The organism is Paraburkholderia translucens (assembly GCF_020881035.1).
Taxonomy (GTDB): Bacteria; Pseudomonadota; Gammaproteobacteria; order Burkholderiales; family Burkholderiaceae; genus Paraburkholderia; species Paraburkholderia translucens.
In genome coordinates, this window is the sequence record NZ_JAJITC010000001.1 from 467,622 (window position 1) to 486,336 (window position 18,715).

Here is an 18,715-nt window from a genome sequence, read left to right on the forward strand (position 1 = left end):
GGCGTGCCGACGCACGCCGGCTGGACGGCGGCACACGATTGCCGCTACGCTAGGGCCAGTCCATAGGCCCGCGCCCCATGCAAAGCTTCTACGAAGCCACCGTCACCCGCTCCTCCACCTACGTGCCGCTCAGCGGCCGGCGCAGCGCGCACGTCTGCATCATCGGCGGCGGGCTCGCGGGACTGTCCACCGCGTTGGGACTTGCCGAGCGCGGTGTCGAAGACGTGGTCGTGCTCGAAGCGCAGCAGGTCGGCTTCGGTGCATCGGGCCGCAACGGCGGCTTCGTGTTCGGCGGCTACAGCCTCGATTGCGCGGACCTGCTGAAAACGCTCGGTCCGACTCGCGCGCGCGAACTCTATACGCTGACCACCGACGCCGTCGACCTGATGCGCAAGCGCATTGCGCGCTACCGGATCGATTGCGACGCGACCGACGCCGGCGTGATTCTCGCGAACTGGTTCGACGAACCCGCGCGTCTCGAAGCACAACGCCGTCTGATGCGCGATTCGTTCGGCGTGGACTGGGAACCGATCGCGGCCGATGCACTCGCCGCGCAACTGAAGACGAGCCGCTATCACGGTGGACTGTTCGAGCGCAACGCGTTCCATTTTCATCCGCTCAAATACGTTGTCGGCGTCGCCGCGGCGGCTGCGCAGGCCGGCGTGACGATACACGAGCGTTCGCCGGTCGTGAGCTTGCGGAGCAACGGCGCGGGCTTCGTCGCCGAAACACCGCAGGGTGCGCTCGACGCGCGCCACGTCGTAATGGCCGGCGGCGGCTATGCACGCAACGTGTACGCGCGCGTCGAGCGCGCGGTGCTGCCGATCGCCACCTACGTGATGGCGACCGAGCCGCTCGGCGACCGCTTGCACGACGTCATTGCCACGCGCGCCGCGATCTACGACACCCGCTTCGCGTTCGACTACTACCGGCCGCTGCCGGACACGCGCATCCTGTGGGGCGGGCGCATCTCGGTGCGCGAGCGCGAGCCAGAAGCGATCGCACGTTTGTTGCGACACGACCTGCTGAGGGTCTATCCGCAATTGCGTGACATCCGCATCGGGCACGCATGGGGCGGCCTGATGAGCTACGCGCGGCACAAAATGCCGCAGATCGGCCGCAGCGAGGACGGCGTCTGGTACGCGGTCGGTTTCGGCGGACACGGCATGGCGCCGACCACGGTGTCGGGGGAACTGCTGGCCGCGGCGATCTCCGGTGAACGACCCGTGCCCGACGCATTCGCAACCTTCGGCCTCACGCGCACCTACGGCGCGCTCGGCCTCGCGGCTGCGCAACTCACGTACACCGCGATGCAAACACGCGACGCGCTCGCCACGCGCCGCCGGCCCGCACGCCCGGTGGCGTAAGCGTCGCGCGAGTCCCGTCGAATGCCTTCACCGACGCCTGAGACCCGCGCCAGAGGCCCATTTCGCCATGCTAGAATGCGCCGTCACTGGCGCTCGAAACCACAATGAAAAAGGGAAGCAAGGCCGCCGAGCCTGATACCAACGGCACCATGTCCGGCGCGCCGCGCGCCGATGCCCATGCCGATTCCCGGCGTGCGGACGCCCCGCGCAAATACGATCCCGAGCAGACGAAGCGCAACATTCTCGACGTCGCGACCCAGGAGTTCTCCGCAATGGGACTGACGGGCGCGCGCGTCGACGCGATCGCGGAACGCACGAACACCACGAAGCGCATGCTGTACTACTACTTCGGCAGCAAGGAAGGGTTGTACCAGGCGGTGTTGGAGAAGGTGTACGGAGACATTCGCGCGCTCGAACAGGACCTTCATATCAGCGAACTCGATCCGGTCGAAGGCATGCGCGCGCTGGTCGAATTCACGTTCGACTACCACGACCGCCAGCGCGACTTCGTGCGCCTCGTGACGATCGAAAACATTCACGGCGCGAAGTACGTCGAGCAGGTCAAGACGTTCAAGGGGCGTAACGTTACCGTGATTCACACGATCGAGGATCTGCTCGCGCGCGGCATCGCGGCGGGCCAGTTCCGCAGCGACATCGATCCGATCGATCTGCATTTGATGATCAGTTCGCTGTGCTTTCATCGCGTGGGTAACCGGCATACGTTCGGCACCGCGTTCGGGCGCGATCCGTCGCATCCGCGACTGCGGGCGCGACATCGGGCGATGATCGTCGATGCGATTTTGCGGTTCGTGAAGAAGGACGATTGAGGCTGGTTGCGTAGCATCAGGCCGAAATGGAAACGGGATGTGGTGAAAGCCACATCCCGTTTTTTATCGCTTCACCAAACGCAAAAATCCCCGGTTGCCGCCGCACTGCGATGACGACCGGGGATGCGAAGGGAATAGCGGCCGTTACATGAAACGACGGCTCAGAAAGGCTCAATCCGCCAGCACGATCCGCTTGATATCGCCGACGATGAAGATGTACGACAGCGCGCCGATCAGAGCGATGACACCGATAAACACCAGCGCGCCCACGAACGAGCCGGTCGCAGCGACGATCAGGCCGACCACGAGCGGCGTCACGATACCCGCCAGATTGGCGGCGAAGTTGAAGATGCCGCCGGTCACGCCGAGCAGGCCTTCAGGCGCGATATCCGACACGAGCGTCCAGCCGAGCGCGGCCATCCCCTGCGCGAAGAACGCCACCGACAGAATCGCGATCACGACCACGTTGCTCTCGACATAGTTGGCGAGGATGATCGTCGAGGCGAGCAGCAGGCCGGCGATGATCGGCAGCTTGCGCGCGACGTTCGGCGACTTGCCACGGCGCAGCAGCCAGTCGGAGAACACGCCGCCGAACATCACGCCGATCGACGCCGCAACGAACGGCATGATCGCGAAGAAGCCGATCTTCAGCCACGCCATGTGACGCTCGGTGGCCAGATACGTCGGGAACCACGTGAGGAAGAACACCAGCGTCGAATTGCCCGCGAACTGGCCGAGGCAGATGCCAGTGAGCTGACGATGCTTGAGCAGGCGGCCGATCGTGCGCCATTCGAAGCCGCTTTTCTTCGACGCCGCCGCATCGGCTGCGCTCGCGGCTTCCTTGTTGCGTTGCGTGAGACCACCGCCCGCCTCGATATAGTCGAGCTCTTCCTGATTCGCCGACGGATGATCGCGCGGCTCGCGATACAGCAGCCACCACACCACGCCGAACGCGATACCGACGCCGCCGACCACGAGGAACAGCGAGCGCCAGCCGAACGCGCCCATCAGCATGAACAGGAACGGGCTGAAAAACGCGAGGCCGATGTATTCGCCGACCGTGTAGGTAGCGGTCGCCATCGCGCGTTCGCTTTGGGGAAACCACGTGGCGACCACGCGGCTATTGGTCGGAAAGCACGGCGCTTCCGAAACGCCCAGGCCGAGACGGAATGCAAACAGCCCGCCGATGCCGCTGACGAGCCCTTGAGCGAGCGTGCACAGCGACCAGAACGTCATCGACAGGAAGTACGTGACCTTGCTGCCGAAGCGGTCGAGAAACAGGCCGCCCGGAATCTGCGAGGCCGCGTAGCTCCACGAAAACAGGGAGAACAGCAGGCCCATCAGCGCGGCGTTGATGCCGAGCTCCTTCGTCAACTGCGGCGCCGCGATGCCGAGAATGGTGCGGTCGAGATAGTTGATCATCGTGCCGACTGCGAGCAGCGCGAGGATCTGATAGCGGGCTTTCGAACGGCGTGCGGTGCTCGCCGTTTGGCTCTGCGCGGGCGAGCCCGCGGAACTGGATTGGAACGATTGCGGCATGTCGTGTTTGTCTCCTCGGTCAGCTTGTGTGCCGGTCTCTACGCGGCCGGTCAACGTTGCAACAGTGATTGAAAGTGGGTGTAGACGCGCTCGGGGTCCGGCTCGAGGCCCGTGAATATCCGCATGGCATCGACCGCCTGATAGACCGCCATGCCTCCGCCGCTCAACGTGCGGCAGCCGAGCGCTTCGGCCGCCTGCAACAGCGCCGTGCGGATTGGGAAATAGACGATGTCGGCGACCCACAGGTCGCGGCGCAGCAATTCGGCCGGCAGCGGCAGGCCCGGCATTTTGGCCATGCCGGTCGGCGTCGCGTGAATCAGCCCTTGCGCAGCCGCCAGCGATTGCTCGAGCGACGTGCCCGCGCTGACCTTGGCGGCCGGAAAGCGCTTCTGCAACTCGCCGGCGAGCGACTGCGCGCGGGCGGCGTCGACGTCGAACAGGGTCAGCGACTGCGCGCCCATGTTCAGCGCCGCGTGCGCGACCGCCGCGCCCGCCCCCCCGGCGCCCAGTTGCACGACGCGTTCCAGCGACACGTCCGGCAGGCCACGCTGGAACGCGCGCGCGAAGCCCGACCAGTCGGTGTTGTGGCCGATACGCTTGCCGTCCTTGAACAGCACGGTGTTGACCGCGCCGAGCGCTCGGGCGTCGTCGGAGAGTTCGTCGAGCAGCGGAATCACCGCCTGCTTGCACGGATAGGTAATGTTCAGACCGTTGTAGCCCATCCGTTCGGCCGCGGTCAGCAGCTCCGGCAGCGCGGCTGTGTCGAGCTTGTGCGCATCGAGATCGATACGCCGGTAGACATAGTGCAGACCGAGCTTGGCACCCTCTTCCTCGTGCATCGCGGGCGTGAGCGAGCCGCCGATGCCCGAGCCGATCAGGCCGACCAGAAACGAACGTGGCGTGGCCCGCAAGCTCGCCTGCGCATTCGCCAGCGCGGCGATCTGCGCATCGCTGCGGCCATGTGCTTGCGTGTTCATTTCGCCGCCCTATTCTTAAGGATCGCCGCCATCCGTTCCAGCGCGAGCACATACCCCTGCGTGCCGCAGCCGATGATGACCGCCTCCGCCACCGCCGACACATACGAGTGATGGCGGAACGCCTCGCGTCGATGCACGTTCGAGATATGCACCTCGATGACGGGCTTCGCGATCGCGCTCAGCGCGTCGGCTATCGCGACCGACGTATGCGTGTACGCGGCCGGATTGATCACGATGCCGTCCACCTTGGTGCGTGCCGCGTGCAGCCAGTCGATCAGCTGATGCTCGGCGTTCGACTGGCAGAAATCGACCACGAGGTCGAGGCGCTCGCCCGCGTCGCGGCATAGCTTTGCGACGTCGTCGAGCGTTTCCGAGCCATAGATGGCCGGCTCGCGCGTGCCTAGCAGATTGAGATTCGGTCCGTTCAGGACCAGTACGGAGGCAAAGCTCATGACGACGACTCCTGCAATGTAAGGCGCGACCCCAACCGCGGCACTCGCGGCGGTTTTTCGACGCGTAGCGAAGTATGCGCGCATCCGTTGCCATCGTCATTCGGGGTTTCCACGAATTTGTACCATCTAGTTAGTTTGTATAAGCTATCGAAAGTCCGGGCTAATATGGGGAAACTGGCCCGTGCCTTGCTACACTGCGTAACGAACTGGCCCATATTGCGCATTGCAGCAAGACTCCGCAGGTCGTGATTGCAGGCGCGCCGGCGCGGTCGGTTCGGTCATTTTTCCCGTCGTTTGTCCGTTTTTGCAGGAGCCGTTCATGCAACGTTCGATTGCCACCGTGTCGATTAGCGGCACCCTCGTCGAAAAGCTGAGCGCGATCCGCGCGGCGGGCTTCGAAGGCGTCGAAATCTTCGAGAACGACCTGCTGTATTTCGACGGCTCGCCCGCCGACGTGCGTCGCATCGCCGCCGACCTCGGCCTGAAGATCATGCTGTTCCAGCCGTTTCGCGATTTCGACGGCGTCAGTCCCGAGAGGCTCGAGCGCAATCTCGACCGCGCGAAGCGCAAGTTCGACGTGATGCACGAGCTCGGCACCGACCGCATCCTCGTGTGCAGCAACGTGTCGCCGGACACGATCTGCGACGACTCGCTGATGATCGACCAGCTCGGCGCGCTCGCGCGCGCGGCAGAGGCGGCCGGCGTGATCGCCGGTTACGAGGCGCTCGCGTGGGGCAAGCACGTGAAGACCTACCGTCATGCGTGGAAGCTCGTCGACGCAGTGAACCATCCGAGCCTCGGGCTCGTGCTCGACAGCTTCCACACGCTGTCGCTGAACGACACGCCCGACGCAATCGCCGATATTCCAGGCGAGCGCATCGCGTTCGTGCAGATCGCGGACGCGCCGAAGCTCGCGATGGACGTGCTCGAATGGAGCCGCCACTACCGCTGCTTCCCCGGTCAGGGCGACTTCGATCTCGCGAACTTCACCGCGCAGGTCGTCAAAGCCGGCTACAAGGGCCCGCTTTCGCTGGAAATCTTCAATGACGGCTTTCGCGCCGCCCCTACCACGATCACGGCCGCCGACGGCCATCGCTCGCTGCTGTTCCTCGAAGAGCAAACCCGTGCGCTGCTCGAAACGCAACAGCAGCCGCAGAAGACCACGAGCAACCTGTACCGCTCGCCCGCAGTGCCCGCGCACGTTGGCTATCAGTTCCTCGAGTTCGCGGTCGATCACACAACCCGCGCGCAGCTCGCCGACTGGCTCGGCAAGCTGCGTTTTCGCCAGGCCGGCCAGCATCGCTCGAAGGACGTGACGCTGTACCAGCACGGCGCGGCATCGATCGTGCTGAACGCCGAGCCCGATTCGTTCGCGAACGCGTTTTTCCAGCAGCATGGTTTGTCGCTGTGCGCATCGGCATTTCGTGTCGACGACGCGAGCCAGGCTTTCGAGCGCGCCGCCGGCTTCGGCTACGCGCCGTTCTCCGGCCAGATCGGGCCGAACGAGCGCGTGCTGCCCGCCGTGCAGGCGCCGGACGGCAGCCTCAACTATTTCGTCGACGAAAGGCCCGAGCAGCCCACGCTATTCGAAGCCGATTTCGTGCTCACCGACGTCAACGGGCCGACCGAGGTGGGACCGCTCGAGCGCATCGATCACGTGTGCCTGTCGGTGCCGGCAAACGCGCTCGATACGTGGGTGCTGTTTCTGCGTACCGCGCTGGGTTTCCTGGCCGAGCCCGGCGTGCTCGTGCCCGATCCGTACGGCCTCGTGCGCAGCCGCGCGCTGCGCAGCGCCGACGGCTCGGTGCGGATCGCGCTGAACGCATCCGTGGATCGTCATACGGCGGTCGCCGAGGCGCTGCACACGTATCACGGCTCCGGCCTGAACCATGTCGCGTTCAGCACCGGCGACATCTTCAGCGCGATCCCCGAATTCGTCGCCGACGGCGTACCGATCCTGCGCATTCCGCGCAATTACTACGACGACCTCGCAGCCCGCTACGCGCTGTCCGACACGCTGCTCGAAGCGCTGCGCGCGAACAATATCCTGTACGACCGCGATGAACGCGGCGGCGAGTTTTTCCATGCTTATACGGAGCAACTCGACCAACGCTTCTTCCTCGAGATCGTCGAGCGGCGCGGCGGTTATGACGGCTATGGCGCAGCCAATGCGGCGGTGCGGCTCGCGGCGCAGGCACAACGGCGCAAATAGCCCGCACCCTGCGTCCCCGATAGGCAGGTTCGCCCTCTCGATATAATGGCGTCTGTGTTTGCCGAATCGCCGAATCAACGCCAGGAGACATATGAAGAAGTTCGCAGCAGTCCTGTCCCTATCGCTCATGCTCAGCGCTTGCGCCTATTTCCAGAAAGACCCGGATTCCGGCGAGCCCGTCACGGATACGACAACGCAGCGCTCCGTCGACGACGTGGTCGCCTGTCTGACGCAGATGGCCAATCATCACAACGCCGCATTCAAGTCGACCGCGATCCCGCAAGGTCAGATGCTCGACTTCGGCGACTCGAACATCGTCAAGGTACGCAGCGACAACGGCGCGACAACTTACCGTTTCTATGCGGGCAAGCGTCATGTAAGCAATCTGTGGATCGAATCGGCAGGCAAAACCTGCGCGCCGTAAGGCGTTGTGCCACATAAAGGCGAAGTTCCGCGCGCCGGAATTTGATCCATTGCAATGTTCATGTCACAGTGTTACAGGACAATAGAGTCTTAAGAATCGTTTAAGACTTCGTCCGCATGATCCCTCGGACAAGTCCCTGCACGAGGTGTGCTTCATGAACCAGCTCGAACCGAACACCAACGAAACACCGGCCAAGCGGCCTACTATCCTGCGCCGTCTGCTGAGCCATCACGAACTCGCGACCCTGCTGCTGTTGCTGCACGCACCGATCGATGCGTCCGCGAAACCTGAAATTCCGCAGCTTTACGAAGCGGGTCTCGTCGAGACCGTTTCGAACGATGCGGGCACGCCGCATATCCGTCTGACGTCCAAGGGCGATGCGGTGTTGCGGGGGCTTGGGGTCAAGTAACGCCTTCACCCCACGAATCGGTTATCTGAGGCCGCGTCAACGCAAAGCGTTGACGCGGCTTTTTTTTCAGTTGGGACACAGTCAATTTCGCGCGGCCTATTTATTTGGCGATGTTTCAGACCGCCGCGCTTTCGCTAACAGTTTCGTCGATATCCGAGGCAGATTTAAGAGCGCTCCGATTGTGGGGCTCAGACTGGACAGGCAATAGTCATTGCTCCGCCACCTCAGGGAATTTTGGAGCAAAAGACGATGACTGTAAGCTGCACTTTCGCGCTCAATCGGAAATACTTTGGAAGTAGTGATCGGCACAAGTGGTTGACGCCGTGGAACCCGCACGGCGGCGATCCGTCAGTTCCCGCCAACGCTGCCAATTCCAGGAAGTGATATGCGAGCTTATGGGCGAGTACAGGTTCTATGACGCACGACCGTTTTTTTTGGCGGTGCGTCAATGCGCCTGTTATCTGGCTCGCGCTGGGAACCGCTCTCGCATGGGGTTCGCAACGACTATTGTTCGAGATACCGTTATGGTTTGCCGATTTCATTCGATGGCTACTACGTTGTCTATATCCCGATTGGATGCCCGACGCCTACGATGTGGAAGCGTGGAGCAACTTTGCGTTGATCGTTTCGGCGTATATCGTCGCTGCCTCGATCATCGCGCCGGTAAGCGTCATCGCGTCGCGGCGAGCACGGTGAGCACCCTCAACCCGATGAAATCCGGCGGCTTCAACCCGCTCAAGCCTGCCACACCCCATACCCCGCTTCACGCAACCCGATCGCCAGTTCCACTTCCATAAGCGGGATTCGCGCGACGAAAGCGCGCCTCGTTCCATACTTTGTCGTCGAGTGCGACGACGTACACGTAGTAGTGATGCGCTCGACCCGCCATGAAATGTGCAATGCCGCTCAGTTGCGCAGCGTCCCGTGCAGCAGCATCCGGTACTCGGTAGGCGTGATGCCGACGGTTGCCTTGAATTGCCGCGTGAACGCGCTGTGATCGGTGTAGCCGCAACGCGCGGCGACGTCGGTGACCTTGTCGTGCGATACCAGCAGAGCGGTCGCCGCATCGAGTCGCGTCTTCAGCAACACCTGGCGCGGCGTCAAATGAAACACCTTGTGGAAATAGCGCTCCAGTTGCGCGACGGACATGTCCGCCATCGCCGCAAGCTGCTTCAGGTTCAGTGGCTGCACATAGTTTTCCTGGATCGACTGCACGACGGCGGCGAGCCGGCTGTAGGCCGGATGGCTGCTTTCATCGGCCTTCAGATCACGGGAGATGCCGGCGAGACCGACCACCTTGCCGGCCGCATCGCGTAACGGCTGTTTGCATGTCAGGCACCAGCCCGGCTGACGGCCCGGATACAAATGCAGTTCGAGCTGATCGAGCATCTGATTGCCGACGCCGATGATCGCCTTGTCCTGTGCCGTATAGATGCGCCCGAAGCGGCGCGGAAACACATCTTCGGCAGTTTTCCCGAGCAACGCCGCCTTTTCCTTGAAACCGCAGCGCGAAGCGAGCGTGCGGTTGACGAGCACATAACGCGCGTCGGCGTCCTTCACGAAGAACACGACGTCCGGCATCGCGTCGAACACCGGCTCGAGCAGCCTGAAATGTGACAGCATGCCGGACAAGGTCATATCGTCCGTTTCGAGCGGTTGGGCCAGCGTATTCATCGTGCGTGTTCCGTTGGAGCGTGCCAGGTTGAATGCGTCGGGTTGCGTTCGCGGATCGCTGCTCCGGTGCGGCTGGGCAGCCTGCATGAGGCGGTCGATTGCGGTCGATTATAGAACCGCGCGGCGCCCGACAATATCCACCAGGGGTAAGCGCGGAGCGGTCATCTCGCCGCCGTCGGCGGTTCGGCCGCGCCGATCAGCGTGCCGATTTGCGCCGGGCTGAACGGCGGACGCGCCGTGGCGGCCGGCCAGCCGAAGTACAGGTTCGCGGCCGCGCCGCAGATGCGCCCCTGACAAGGGCCCATGCCGCAGCGCGTCTGCAGCTTGGCATCGCGCCAGTCGGCGCAGCGGCGCACCTCGCCGACGCTCACATCCTCGCACCGGCACAGCAGCGTCGAGTCGGGGGGCGGCGTGCGCGCGGCCTCGCCCAATGCGAACGAAGTCGCGACGCGCGCGCCGAAGCTGCGCCAGCGCGCGCGGTGCGCGACGAGTGCCTGCAGCGCGGCGCGTTGCGTGGCGCCCGCGCCGCTCGCCACGAGACCGGCGATCTCGCCTTCCGCGCAAGCCAGCTCCGCGCCACCGACTCCCGTGCACTCGCCCGCCGCATAAATGCGCTCGAGCGAGGTGCGCTGCTCAGCGTCGACGACAATCTCGCCCGCCTCGTTGACAGCGCAGCCGAGCGCCTGTGCGAGCGTGACGTTCGGCAGCAATCCGTAGCCGCACGCGACACGGTCGCAATCGAGCGTCACATCTCGCCCGCCGCGCCGGATCGTCACCTGCCGCACGCGCCCCGCACCGCGCGCCTCGCGCACGACGCTGCCGGTCCAGTAGCGCAGTCCCACGAACCCGCGCGTGAGCATGAACGCCTGATGCAGCTTCGCGGGCTCGCGCAGAAGCGACACACCGAACCGCGCAACGTCGGCCGCCGACGCCTGCTCGACCACGGCGATCACGCGCGCGCCAGCCTGCCTCGCGGTGCCGAGCGCGGCCATCAACAGCGGCCCGCTGCCGGCGATCACGATCCGTTCGTCGCGCACCGGCAGGCCGCCTTTTATCAGCGCCTGCAGCGCGCCCGCGCCGCTGACGCCGGGCAAGGTCCAGCCGGGGAACGGCAGAAGACGCTCGCGCGCGCCGGTGGCGAGAATCAGCCGGTCGTAGGTGATCGACATGCCGCCGCGTTCGGCGGATTCGAGCAGCAAGCCCTGCGCGCCGAGCGGCGCGATCACGCGGGTCGATGGCTCGTAGGTGAAGTTTTGCCGCGATCGCAGCGCCAGGAGCAACGCATGCAGCGGCGCTTGCGGCGCATGGGCGGGCCCCTGACGCCAGATCTGGCCGCCCGCGCGCGGATTGTCGTCGATCTGCGCGACCGTCGCCCCCGCCTGCACCGCCGCGCGCGCGGCATTGAGCCCAGCCGGACCACCGCCGACCACCACGATGTCGAAGTGCTGCGTCATGCGCGCACTGCCCCGTTTCGCGTCTTCACGCGCTGGCCGTCGCGGCACAGCGTCTGGCATGCGAGCGCGTGTGTGCGGTCGTCGATCGTGACGCGGCACTCCTGGCACACGCCCATGCCGCACAATGCTTCGCGCGGCTCGCCTTTGACCGACAGCCGTGAGCCGCTCACGCGCGCGATCGCGAGCGCCGCGGCCACGGTCGTGCCGGGTTCGACTTCGACGGCGCGGCCATCGACCGTCATACGGATGCGCGTCGTGTCAGCGTCAGTCATGGGCCACCTGTTCCTGTTGGACAAAACGGACCGGCAGATAAGGTTCGAGCGGAATCGGCGCGGCTTGGCCTGCGATCTGCGCTGCGAGCAGCTTCGCGGTCGCGAGCGAGGTCGTCACGCCCAAGCCTTCATGACCGACCGCGAGCCACACGCGGGACGCGGAACCTGACGCAGCGTCAGCGGCAAATTCGCCGGCCGGTCCGATCAGCGGCAGGCCGTCCGGCGACGCCGCGCGAAACCCCGTCCATGCGCGGATGCCGCTGAGCGCCGGCAACGCGGGCAAATAATGCGCGGCGCGTTGCAACATGCGCGCGAGCACCGGCATCTCGACGGCGGGATCGGTCGTTTCGAACTGGCGCGACGAGCCGATCAGCAGTTGCCCGGTCGGACGCGGCTGCGCATTGAACGCAACCGACGTGCCGCTCGCGTGATGCGCGCTCTTGATATAGCCCAGTTCGAGCAGCTGATGACGGATCAGTCCCGGGTAGCGGTCGGTGATCAGCAAGTGGCCTTTCTTCGGCCGCAACGGCAGCGACGGCAGCAATTGCGCCGCACCGAGGCCGTTCGCGACGATCACGTGCGCCGCGCCGATGCGCTCGCCACTTGCCAGCGTGACGCCACCCGCACCGATCGACGCGACCGGCGCACCGAGCCGCACGCGGATACGCGCCGCATGCGGCGACTGCGTGAGCAGCCATTCGGCGGCGGTCGGCGCATAGACGATGCTGTCGTGCTCGACGCGCAAGCCGCCCGTCATTGATTCCGCAAGCGCCGGCTCGCAGTCGCGCAGTTCGGCCACATCGAGCAGTTGCGCGGCGACGCCTTGCGCGCCAAACGCCACATGCATCGCGCGCGCGGCTTGCCATTCTTCGTCGTCGGACGCGACCCACAGCGTGCCGCAGCGCGCGAACGCGTCGCGCGTGCGCAGCTGCGGCGCGAGTTCCAGCCATAGGCCGCGCGAATAACGGCTCAGCGCGAATTCGGCGGGCGAGTCGTTCATCACGACGATATGACCCATGCCAGCAGCCGTCGCGCCGCCACCGATGCGCTCCGCGTCGAGCACGTCGACTCGCATGCCGAGTGTGGCCAATTCCGCCGCGCACGCGGCACCGACGATGCCCGCTCCGACGATCAGCGCGTCCGGGCTCATACGGTCCGAATACCCCAGGCGAACGGGTCGCGCTCGTCGAAACACAGACGCCCTTCGGCCATGATGTGCGCCTGACCGGTGATGGTCGGAATCACGTGAACGCCGTCGCCCGCGGCGCGATAGCTCGCCTCGAACACACTGCCGATGATGCTCTCCTGACGCCACACCACGCCTTCGGCAAGCTTGCCGTCGGCCGCGAGACACGCGACTTTCGCGCTCGTGCCGGTGCCACACGGCGAGCGGTCGTATGCATTGCCGGGGCACAGCACGAAGCTGCGGCTGTCGAGGCCGGCACGCGAGCCCGGGCCGAACAGCTCGATATGGTCGATCAGCGCGCCATTCGCGCCGGTGATGTCTTGTGCGATGAGCGCGTCGCGAATCGCCGAGCTGAATTCGGTCAGGCTCGCAATGTTCGCGGCTTCGAGCCCCTGCCCATGCTCGGCGACGAGGAAAAACCAGTTGCCGCCCCAGCCGATGTCGCCGGTCAGCCCGCCATAGCCCGGCACGTCGACATGCACCGCCTTGCGGTAGCGATACGCGGGCACGTTGCGCACCGCGACACTGCCGTCTTCGTTCAACGTCGCCTCGACCACGCCGACCGGCGTCTCGATGCGATGACGCCCTGCCGCGATCCGCCCCATGTATGCAAGCGACACGATGAGCCCGATCGTGCCGTGCCCGCACATGCCGAGATAGCCGACGTTGTTGAAGAAGATCACGCCGGCCGCGCAGGCCGGATCGTCGGGCTCGCAGAGCAGCGCGCCGACCACAACGTCCGAGCCGCGCGGTTCGGTGACGATGCCTGCGCGCCAGTCGTCGAAGCGCGTGCGGAAAACATCGAGCCGTTGCGCGAGCGTGCCACCGCCAAGGTCCGGGCCACCCGACACCACGAGGCGGGTGGGCTCACCGCCGGTGTGCGAGTCGATGATGTTGAGGGTTTTCATGTCGCCCATGGTAGAAACCGCAGGCGGGCGGGTCTTGGTGCGCGTGCGCGCGGATTGGGACGATTTCGGCATAGCCATGAAGTGCTTCGTCCGTCGCGGACGATTCACGCAAGACGTTCCGATATTCGGTACCTGCGCCAGCAGGCACCCCTACCCACACGGAAAGCTGAACTGACCGGTCCAGACTCGCGCGGACAATGCCCACCGCCGGCAATCGAGACATGCGGAGACGCGGATTTCAGCACATGTCGAGCCGCAGCAACCGGTAGCCACTCCTGTACACCGGCTGCAGCCGGAAACCATTGTGCGGCTCGATTTCGAGCAGCACACGCAGCCGCGACACGTGACTGTCGATCGTCCGCGTGAACTCGCGCAGTTCGCGGCCCCACACCGTCGCGAAGATATGGTCGCGCGACAGGACGCGATCGATGTTGGAAAAGAACAGCGCTGCGATCCGGTACTGCGTGGGCGACAGCGGCATCCGCTTACCGCGCAGCGTGACCGCCTGGCTGACCGTGTCGAAACGATAGGGACCGGTCTCGAAACAGCTCGCGGCGCTAAACCGCTCGGGATATGCGCGCCGCAACAGCGCGGCGACGCGTGCACCAAACTCGGCGTCGCGCAGCGGCAAAGCCAGATAATCGTCGGCGCCGCAGGCGAGCGCGCGCACCATGCTTTGCTCCGACCCGTCGTTCGACACGAACATGATCGGCAAGCGCTCGCCCGCTGCCCGGCGCACCGAGCGCAACAGTTCGACGCCGGCGGGCCGCGCATCCTGCCAGTCGAGCACCAGCAGATCCACGGTGGAGCGCCCGAGCGACCTCGACATCGCGAGGCCGTCCTCATAGGACGAGCAGAAATGGCCGGCTCTCACCAGAACTTGTTCAATCGACTGACGCATGACCGGGTCACGCTGAAGAACAGCAACGCGCATGGGATGGACTCTCGAGGAAGACATGCAGATCATTCTCCGAGGCGCACCCCGGTCTCTCCCATCGGAGCACTCCTAATTTCCGCGGCTTTCCTCGATGCCGCCCGACGCTACGGCGGGGCTCCGTCTTTCATCCTGTAAAATCCGCGCCGGCCTCTGTCGTCAGCGCGCCGCCCTATCCGGACGGCGCGCCGGTGTCCCGTGCTCTACCCAGCGCCTGCCACACTTCCCGCCCGACGACCGCCGCAAGTCCACGCGTCACCCGCGTGGCTCCCCATTCTTCCAAACGACATGGCAATGCAAGCGACAAATCTGGGTGGAGCGCAGGCTGTCACCCCCCGCCCGCTTGGGCACAGCGATTACAAGACGCTCGGTCTCGCCGCGCTCGGCGGAGCGCTCGAGTTCTACGATTTCATCATCTTTGTTTTCTTCGCCCCGGCGATCGGCCAGCTGTTCTTCCCGGCGGCGATGCCGGACTGGCTGCGTCAGGTGCAAACCTTCGGCATCTTCGCAGCCGGCTATCTGGCGCGACCGCTCGGCGGCATCATCATGGCGCACTTCGGCGACCTGTTCGGCCGCAAGCGCATGTTCACGCTGAGCGTGCTGCTGATGTCGGTGCCGACGCTGCTGATGGGTCTGATGCCCACCTACGCGAGCATCGGCGTGCTCGCGCCGGTGCTGCTGCTCGTGTTCCGCGTGATGCAGGGCGCGGCGGTCGGCGGCGAGGTGCCGGGCGCGTGGGTGTTCGTGTCCGAGCATGTGCCCTCACGGCACGTCGGCTATGCGTGCGGCACGCTGACGGCCGGTCTCACCGCGGGCATTCTGCTCGGCTCGCTGATCGCATCGGCGGTCAATCGCCATTTCACGCCGGCCGATATTTCCGCCTATGCGTGGCGTATCCCGTTCCTCGTCGGCGGCGTGTTCGGCATGTTCTCGGTGTATCTGCGCCGCTGGCTGCACGAGACGCCGGTGTTCGCCGAGCTGAAGCAGCGCAAGGCGATCGCCGCCGAGGTGCCGCTCAAGGCCGTGCTGCGCGATCACGGCCGCGCAGTGATCGTGTCGATGCTGCTCACGTGGATGTTGTCGGCGGCCATCGTCGTCGTGATCCTGATGACGCCCACGCTGCTGCAAAAGCAATTCCACATCGAGCCGGCCACCGCGCTGCTGGCGAACTGCGTGGCGACGCTGTGCCTGACGATCGGCTGCGTGATGGCGGGTTCGCTCGCCGGACGCATCGGTGCGGGCCGCACGATTTTCGTGGGCGGTCTCGCGCTCGCGCTCACCTACTACGCGATGTTCCGCCAGCTGGCCGTCGATACGTCCATGCTCGTGCCGCTGTATGCACTGGCCGGGCTTTTCGTCGGCGTGATCGGCGCGATTCCGCTCGTGATGGTCCGAGGGTTCCCGCCGGTGGTGCGCTTCTCCGGCATCTCGTTCTCGTACAACGTCGCGTATGCCGTGTTCGGCGGTCTGACGCCGATCGTCGTCTCGCTGATGATGAAGTCGAACCCGCTCGCCGCGCCGCTGTATGTCGCCGCAATCTGCGTGCTGGGCGCGCTGACCACGCTGTTCATCAAGGATGCGCCGCGAGCGCGTTGATTCGATGGCATTCGCGTCGGCTCGCGTGTAGCGAGGCGACGCGCCATCGCTCGCACAGCGACATCCACACTTCACACCACAGCGAAACGTGGCGCGCTGCATCGTGTCTACGATGTAGTCATGAACTCATCAACACCCTCCTTTTCGCCCGCTCTCGGCCGCATCCTTGCGACCGTCAGCGTCGGCTTCGTGGTCACGCAACTCGACGTGACCATCGTCAACATTGCACTGCCACGAATCGGCGCCGACCTGCACGCGAACGTCGCGGGCCTGCAATGGGTCGTCGATGCATACACGCTCGCCTTCGCGGTACTGATGCTGTCGGCCGGCGCGCTCGGCGATCGCTTCGGCGCGCGGCGCCTGTACGCGTGCGGGATCGTGCTGTTCGCGCTCGCTTCGCTGGCTTGCGGACTCGCGCTCGACACCCCGATGCTGATCGCCGCGCGCGCGCTGCAAGGCACCGGCGCGGCCGCGATGCTGCCCAACTCCCTTGCACTGCTCAATCAGTCGTTCGGCCACGAGCCGAAGCTGCGGGCACGCGCGGTCGGCCTGTGGACCGCGTCCGGCGCCATTTCGATCGCGGCCGGCCCGGTGGCCGGCGGTTTGCTGATCGCCGCGTTCGGCTGGCGCAGCATTTTCCTCGTCAATCTGCCGATCTGCGCCGCCGGCCTGCTCGCGACGCTGCTGTGGATACCGCGTCCGCGCCCCGCGCAGCGCGGCGCCCCGGCCACCGGGCGCGGCCACACTGCGGCGCGGCCGGGCGGCCTCGATCCCGTCGGTCAATGCCTCGCGATCGTCGCGCTGACCGCGTTCGTCGCCGCGGTGATCGAATGGCGGCCGCTTGGGCTCGCGCATCCGGTGGTCGCCGGCGGCCTGGTGCTCGCGTTGCTGGCGGCGGTCGGTTTCGTGTTCGTCGAAGCGCGGGTTGCGCGGCCGATGCTGCCGCTCTCGCTGTTCGGCGCGCGCACGTTCAGCGCGGCAGTGCTGTTCGGCATCTGCGTAAACCTGACGTACTACGGCATGGTGTTCGTGCTGAGCCTCTACCTGCAGCGCGTGCGCGGCTACACGCCGTTGCAGGCGGGTCTCGCGTTCCTGCCGCTGACGGGCGGCTTCCTGATCTCGAACGTCGCGAGCGGCTGGGTGGTCGGCCGCTTCGGGGTGCGCGTGCCGATGATCGTTGGCGCGATCACCGCGGGCCTCGGCTACGGCCTGCTGCATCTCGTCGACGCCGGCACGCCGCTCGTCGGCCTGCTGCTGCCGTTCCTGCTGATTCCGTCGGGCATGGGACTCGCCGTGCCGGCGATGACCACGGCGGTGCTTGCATCGACCGAAGCACGGCGTGCGGGCACGGCGTCGGCGATACTGAACACGGCGCGCCAGGCGGGCGGCGCGGTGGGCGTGGCGGCCTTCGGCGCGCTCGCGGGCGGCGCGGCCGCAACGCAGATCGTGCCGGGGATGCAAGCCGCGACGGCTATTTCGGTGGGAATGCTGGCGCTGGGACTGGTGTTCGCGTGCTTCGTGCATCCGGAGCCGCACGCGGCGGCATCGGCCGCGCGCCGGGCAAGCGCCGCAAGCAAGTGAGCGAAGGCTGCAGGAGTGCAGGATTCGCTTACAGCGACGCCTCCTGAATCGCGCCAGTGTCGACCGCGCGTTCGATCAGGCCCTCGTTACACGCCTTGGCGATCGCATCGGCGATAAGTTTCTCCGGATCCTCGATCTCGGCCTTCAGCGTGCCGAGGAATCCGGACGCATCCAGAACCACCAGCGTCTTCGCCGAATCGGCGAGGCTGATGATGACGCGATGCGGCGTCGGCCCTTCGCCGAGACTCGCGCACAATTGCGTAACCTTGCCGCCGATCATTTGCTCGAAGTTCTGAATCATCATCTGCTCCCGTGATTGCCGCGTATCGGATAGCAGGCTGCGCAGCAGGAAGCGGGCCGCGTGGACTGCTCGCGCCTCACAGGCCGCCGAGACCGCCGCGTGGCGCGCGCGCGTTGTCGATGCTCAGACGCCCCGCGCCGGTCACGAACAGCAGCAGGAAGCCACCTGCGATACCGATGTTCTTCCAGAAGTGGATCACCATGTCGTGCTGCACGGCCGGGTCGGTGACATTCCAGAAGTCGTGGCCGAGCACCGCCGTCGCGACCGTATACACGGCCATGACCAGCGCAAGCGGCCGCACCTTGAAGCCGACTACGAGCAGCAGGCCGCCGAGCACCTCGACCGCGGTCGCGATCGGCGCGGCGATCTGCACGAACGGTACGCCCTTCGAATGCAGGTAGCCGACGAAGCCCGCATAGCCCACCAGTTTCATCACCCCGCTCCACAGGAACAACACGGAAAGCGCAAGACGGGCAATGAAAATAATGCCGTAATCGACGGGACGCGACATGGCGGGCTCCTGTAATTAATTAAGCAGCAGACCCGAACAGGCGGCCGCAGTTCCCCGCCTCGCCCCTGAGCATATGTGCAACCGCGGCGAT

The 18,715-nt window shown here is 65.5% G+C and carries 18 protein-coding genes; 7 read left to right on the top strand and 11 right to left on the bottom strand.

The window, feature by feature from the left end; translation table 11 throughout:
• Nucleotides 1–77 precede the first annotated feature (77 nt).
• Nucleotides 78–1,367: an NAD(P)/FAD-dependent oxidoreductase gene (locus LJ655_RS02115; RefSeq protein ID WP_230559601.1), complete on the top strand. Its 1,290-nt coding sequence runs from the start codon at nt 78–80 to the stop codon at nt 1,365–1,367.
• A gap of 104 nt (nt 1,368–1,471) precedes the next feature.
• Nucleotides 1,472–2,194: a TetR/AcrR family transcriptional regulator gene (locus tag LJ655_RS02120; protein WP_230559602.1), complete on the top strand. Its 723-nt coding sequence runs from the start codon at nt 1,472–1,474 to the stop codon at nt 2,192–2,194.
• Between the two features lie 171 nt (nt 2,195–2,365).
• Here the strand turns inward: LJ655_RS02120 and LJ655_RS02125 are convergent, their stop codons facing one another.
• The 3 genes from LJ655_RS02125 to aroQ are packed head-to-tail and all read right to left on the bottom strand — an operon-like array spanning nt 2,366 to nt 5,162.
• On the bottom strand, nt 2,366–3,733 hold the full coding sequence (locus tag LJ655_RS02125) for an MFS transporter (protein ID WP_230559603.1): 1,368 nt from the start codon (nt 3,731–3,733) through the stop codon (nt 2,366–2,368).
• Between the two features lie 50 nt (nt 3,734–3,783).
• Nucleotides 3,784–4,710 carry a shikimate dehydrogenase gene (locus tag LJ655_RS02130; RefSeq protein WP_230559604.1) on the bottom strand — a complete coding sequence of 309 codons (927 nt, stop codon included), beginning with the start codon at nt 4,708–4,710 and terminating at the stop codon, nt 3,784–3,786.
• Nucleotides 4,707–5,162 (bottom strand): type II 3-dehydroquinate dehydratase, encoded by a 456-nt coding sequence (gene aroQ / locus LJ655_RS02135; RefSeq protein WP_230559605.1) that lies wholly within the window; start codon nt 5,160–5,162, stop codon nt 4,707–4,709. Before aroQ ends, LJ655_RS02130 begins: the two co-directional genes overlap by 4 nt.
• Nucleotides 5,163–5,481: 319 nt before the next feature.
• On the opposite strand from aroQ, the gene LJ655_RS02140 reads away from it, so the two are divergent.
• The 3 genes from LJ655_RS02140 to LJ655_RS02150 all read left to right on the top strand — a co-directional run bounded on the left by LJ655_RS02140 (nt 5,482) and on the right by LJ655_RS02150 (nt 8,207).
• A complete protein-coding gene (locus LJ655_RS02140; RefSeq protein ID WP_230559606.1) occupies nt 5,482–7,374 on the top strand; it encodes a bifunctional sugar phosphate isomerase/epimerase/4-hydroxyphenylpyruvate dioxygenase family protein in 1,893 nt (630 codons plus the stop codon).
• 91 nt (nt 7,375–7,465) lie between these two features.
• Nucleotides 7,466–7,798: a YdgH/BhsA/McbA family protein gene (locus tag LJ655_RS02145; protein ID WP_230559607.1), complete on the top strand. Its 333-nt coding sequence runs from the start codon at nt 7,466–7,468 to the stop codon at nt 7,796–7,798.
• Nucleotides 7,799–7,952: 154 nt separating this feature from the next.
• On the top strand, nt 7,953–8,207 hold the full coding sequence (locus LJ655_RS02150; protein WP_230559608.1) for a hypothetical protein: 255 nt from the start codon (nt 7,953–7,955) through the stop codon (nt 8,205–8,207).
• Between the two features lie 906 nt (nt 8,208–9,113).
• Here LJ655_RS02150 and LJ655_RS02155 read toward each other — a convergent pair.
• The 6 genes from LJ655_RS02155 to LJ655_RS02180 form a co-directional block, all read right to left on the bottom strand.
• Nucleotides 9,114–9,881: an AraC family transcriptional regulator gene (locus LJ655_RS02155; protein ID WP_230559609.1), complete on the bottom strand. Its 768-nt coding sequence runs from the start codon at nt 9,879–9,881 to the stop codon at nt 9,114–9,116.
• Between the two features lie 161 nt (nt 9,882–10,042).
• Nucleotides 10,043–11,335: an FAD-dependent oxidoreductase gene (locus tag LJ655_RS02160; protein ID WP_230559610.1), complete on the bottom strand. Its 1,293-nt coding sequence runs from the start codon at nt 11,333–11,335 to the stop codon at nt 10,043–10,045.
• Entirely contained in the window at nt 11,332–11,607 is a 276-nt protein-coding gene (locus LJ655_RS02165) for a (2Fe-2S)-binding protein (protein WP_230559611.1), read from the bottom strand. Before LJ655_RS02165 ends, LJ655_RS02160 begins: the two co-directional genes overlap by 4 nt.
• On the bottom strand, nt 11,600–12,757 hold the full coding sequence (locus LJ655_RS02170) for an NAD(P)/FAD-dependent oxidoreductase (protein WP_230559612.1): 1,158 nt from the start codon (nt 12,755–12,757) through the stop codon (nt 11,600–11,602). The genes LJ655_RS02165 and LJ655_RS02170 overlap by 8 nt, the downstream gene beginning before the upstream one ends.
• Nucleotides 12,754–13,710, bottom strand: coding sequence for a 4-hydroxyproline epimerase (locus tag LJ655_RS02175; RefSeq protein WP_230559613.1), 957 nt, complete (start codon nt 13,708–13,710; stop codon nt 12,754–12,756). The genes LJ655_RS02170 and LJ655_RS02175 overlap by 4 nt, the downstream gene beginning before the upstream one ends.
• A 229-nt stretch (nt 13,711–13,939) precedes the next feature.
• Nucleotides 13,940–14,635 carry a response regulator transcription factor gene (locus LJ655_RS02180; RefSeq protein ID WP_230559614.1) on the bottom strand — a complete coding sequence of 232 codons (696 nt, stop codon included), beginning with the start codon at nt 14,633–14,635 and terminating at the stop codon, nt 13,940–13,942.
• 294 nt (nt 14,636–14,929) lie between these two features.
• On the opposite strand from LJ655_RS02180, the gene LJ655_RS02185 reads away from it, so the two are divergent.
• Together LJ655_RS02185 and LJ655_RS02190 are read left to right on the top strand one after the other, a co-directional pair.
• Nucleotides 14,930–16,231, top strand: a complete 1,302-nt coding sequence (locus tag LJ655_RS02185) for an MFS transporter (protein ID WP_230559615.1) — start codon at nt 14,930–14,932, stop codon at nt 16,229–16,231.
• Nucleotides 16,232–16,351: 120 nt separating this feature from the next.
• On the top strand, nt 16,352–17,812 hold the full coding sequence (locus LJ655_RS02190) for an MFS transporter (RefSeq protein WP_230559616.1): 1,461 nt from the start codon (nt 16,352–16,354) through the stop codon (nt 17,810–17,812).
• A 28-nt stretch (nt 17,813–17,840) separates the two neighbouring features.
• Here the strand turns inward: LJ655_RS02190 and LJ655_RS02195 are convergent, their stop codons facing one another.
• Nucleotides 17,841–18,113 carry a hypothetical protein gene (locus LJ655_RS02195; protein WP_230559813.1) on the bottom strand — a complete coding sequence of 91 codons (273 nt, stop codon included), beginning with the start codon at nt 18,111–18,113 and terminating at the stop codon, nt 17,841–17,843.
• Nucleotides 18,114–18,189: 76 nt separating this feature from the next.
• Nucleotides 18,190–18,624, bottom strand: a complete 435-nt coding sequence (locus LJ655_RS02200) for a DoxX family protein (protein WP_230559617.1) — start codon at nt 18,622–18,624, stop codon at nt 18,190–18,192.
• Nucleotides 18,625–18,715: the final 91 nt, after the last annotated feature.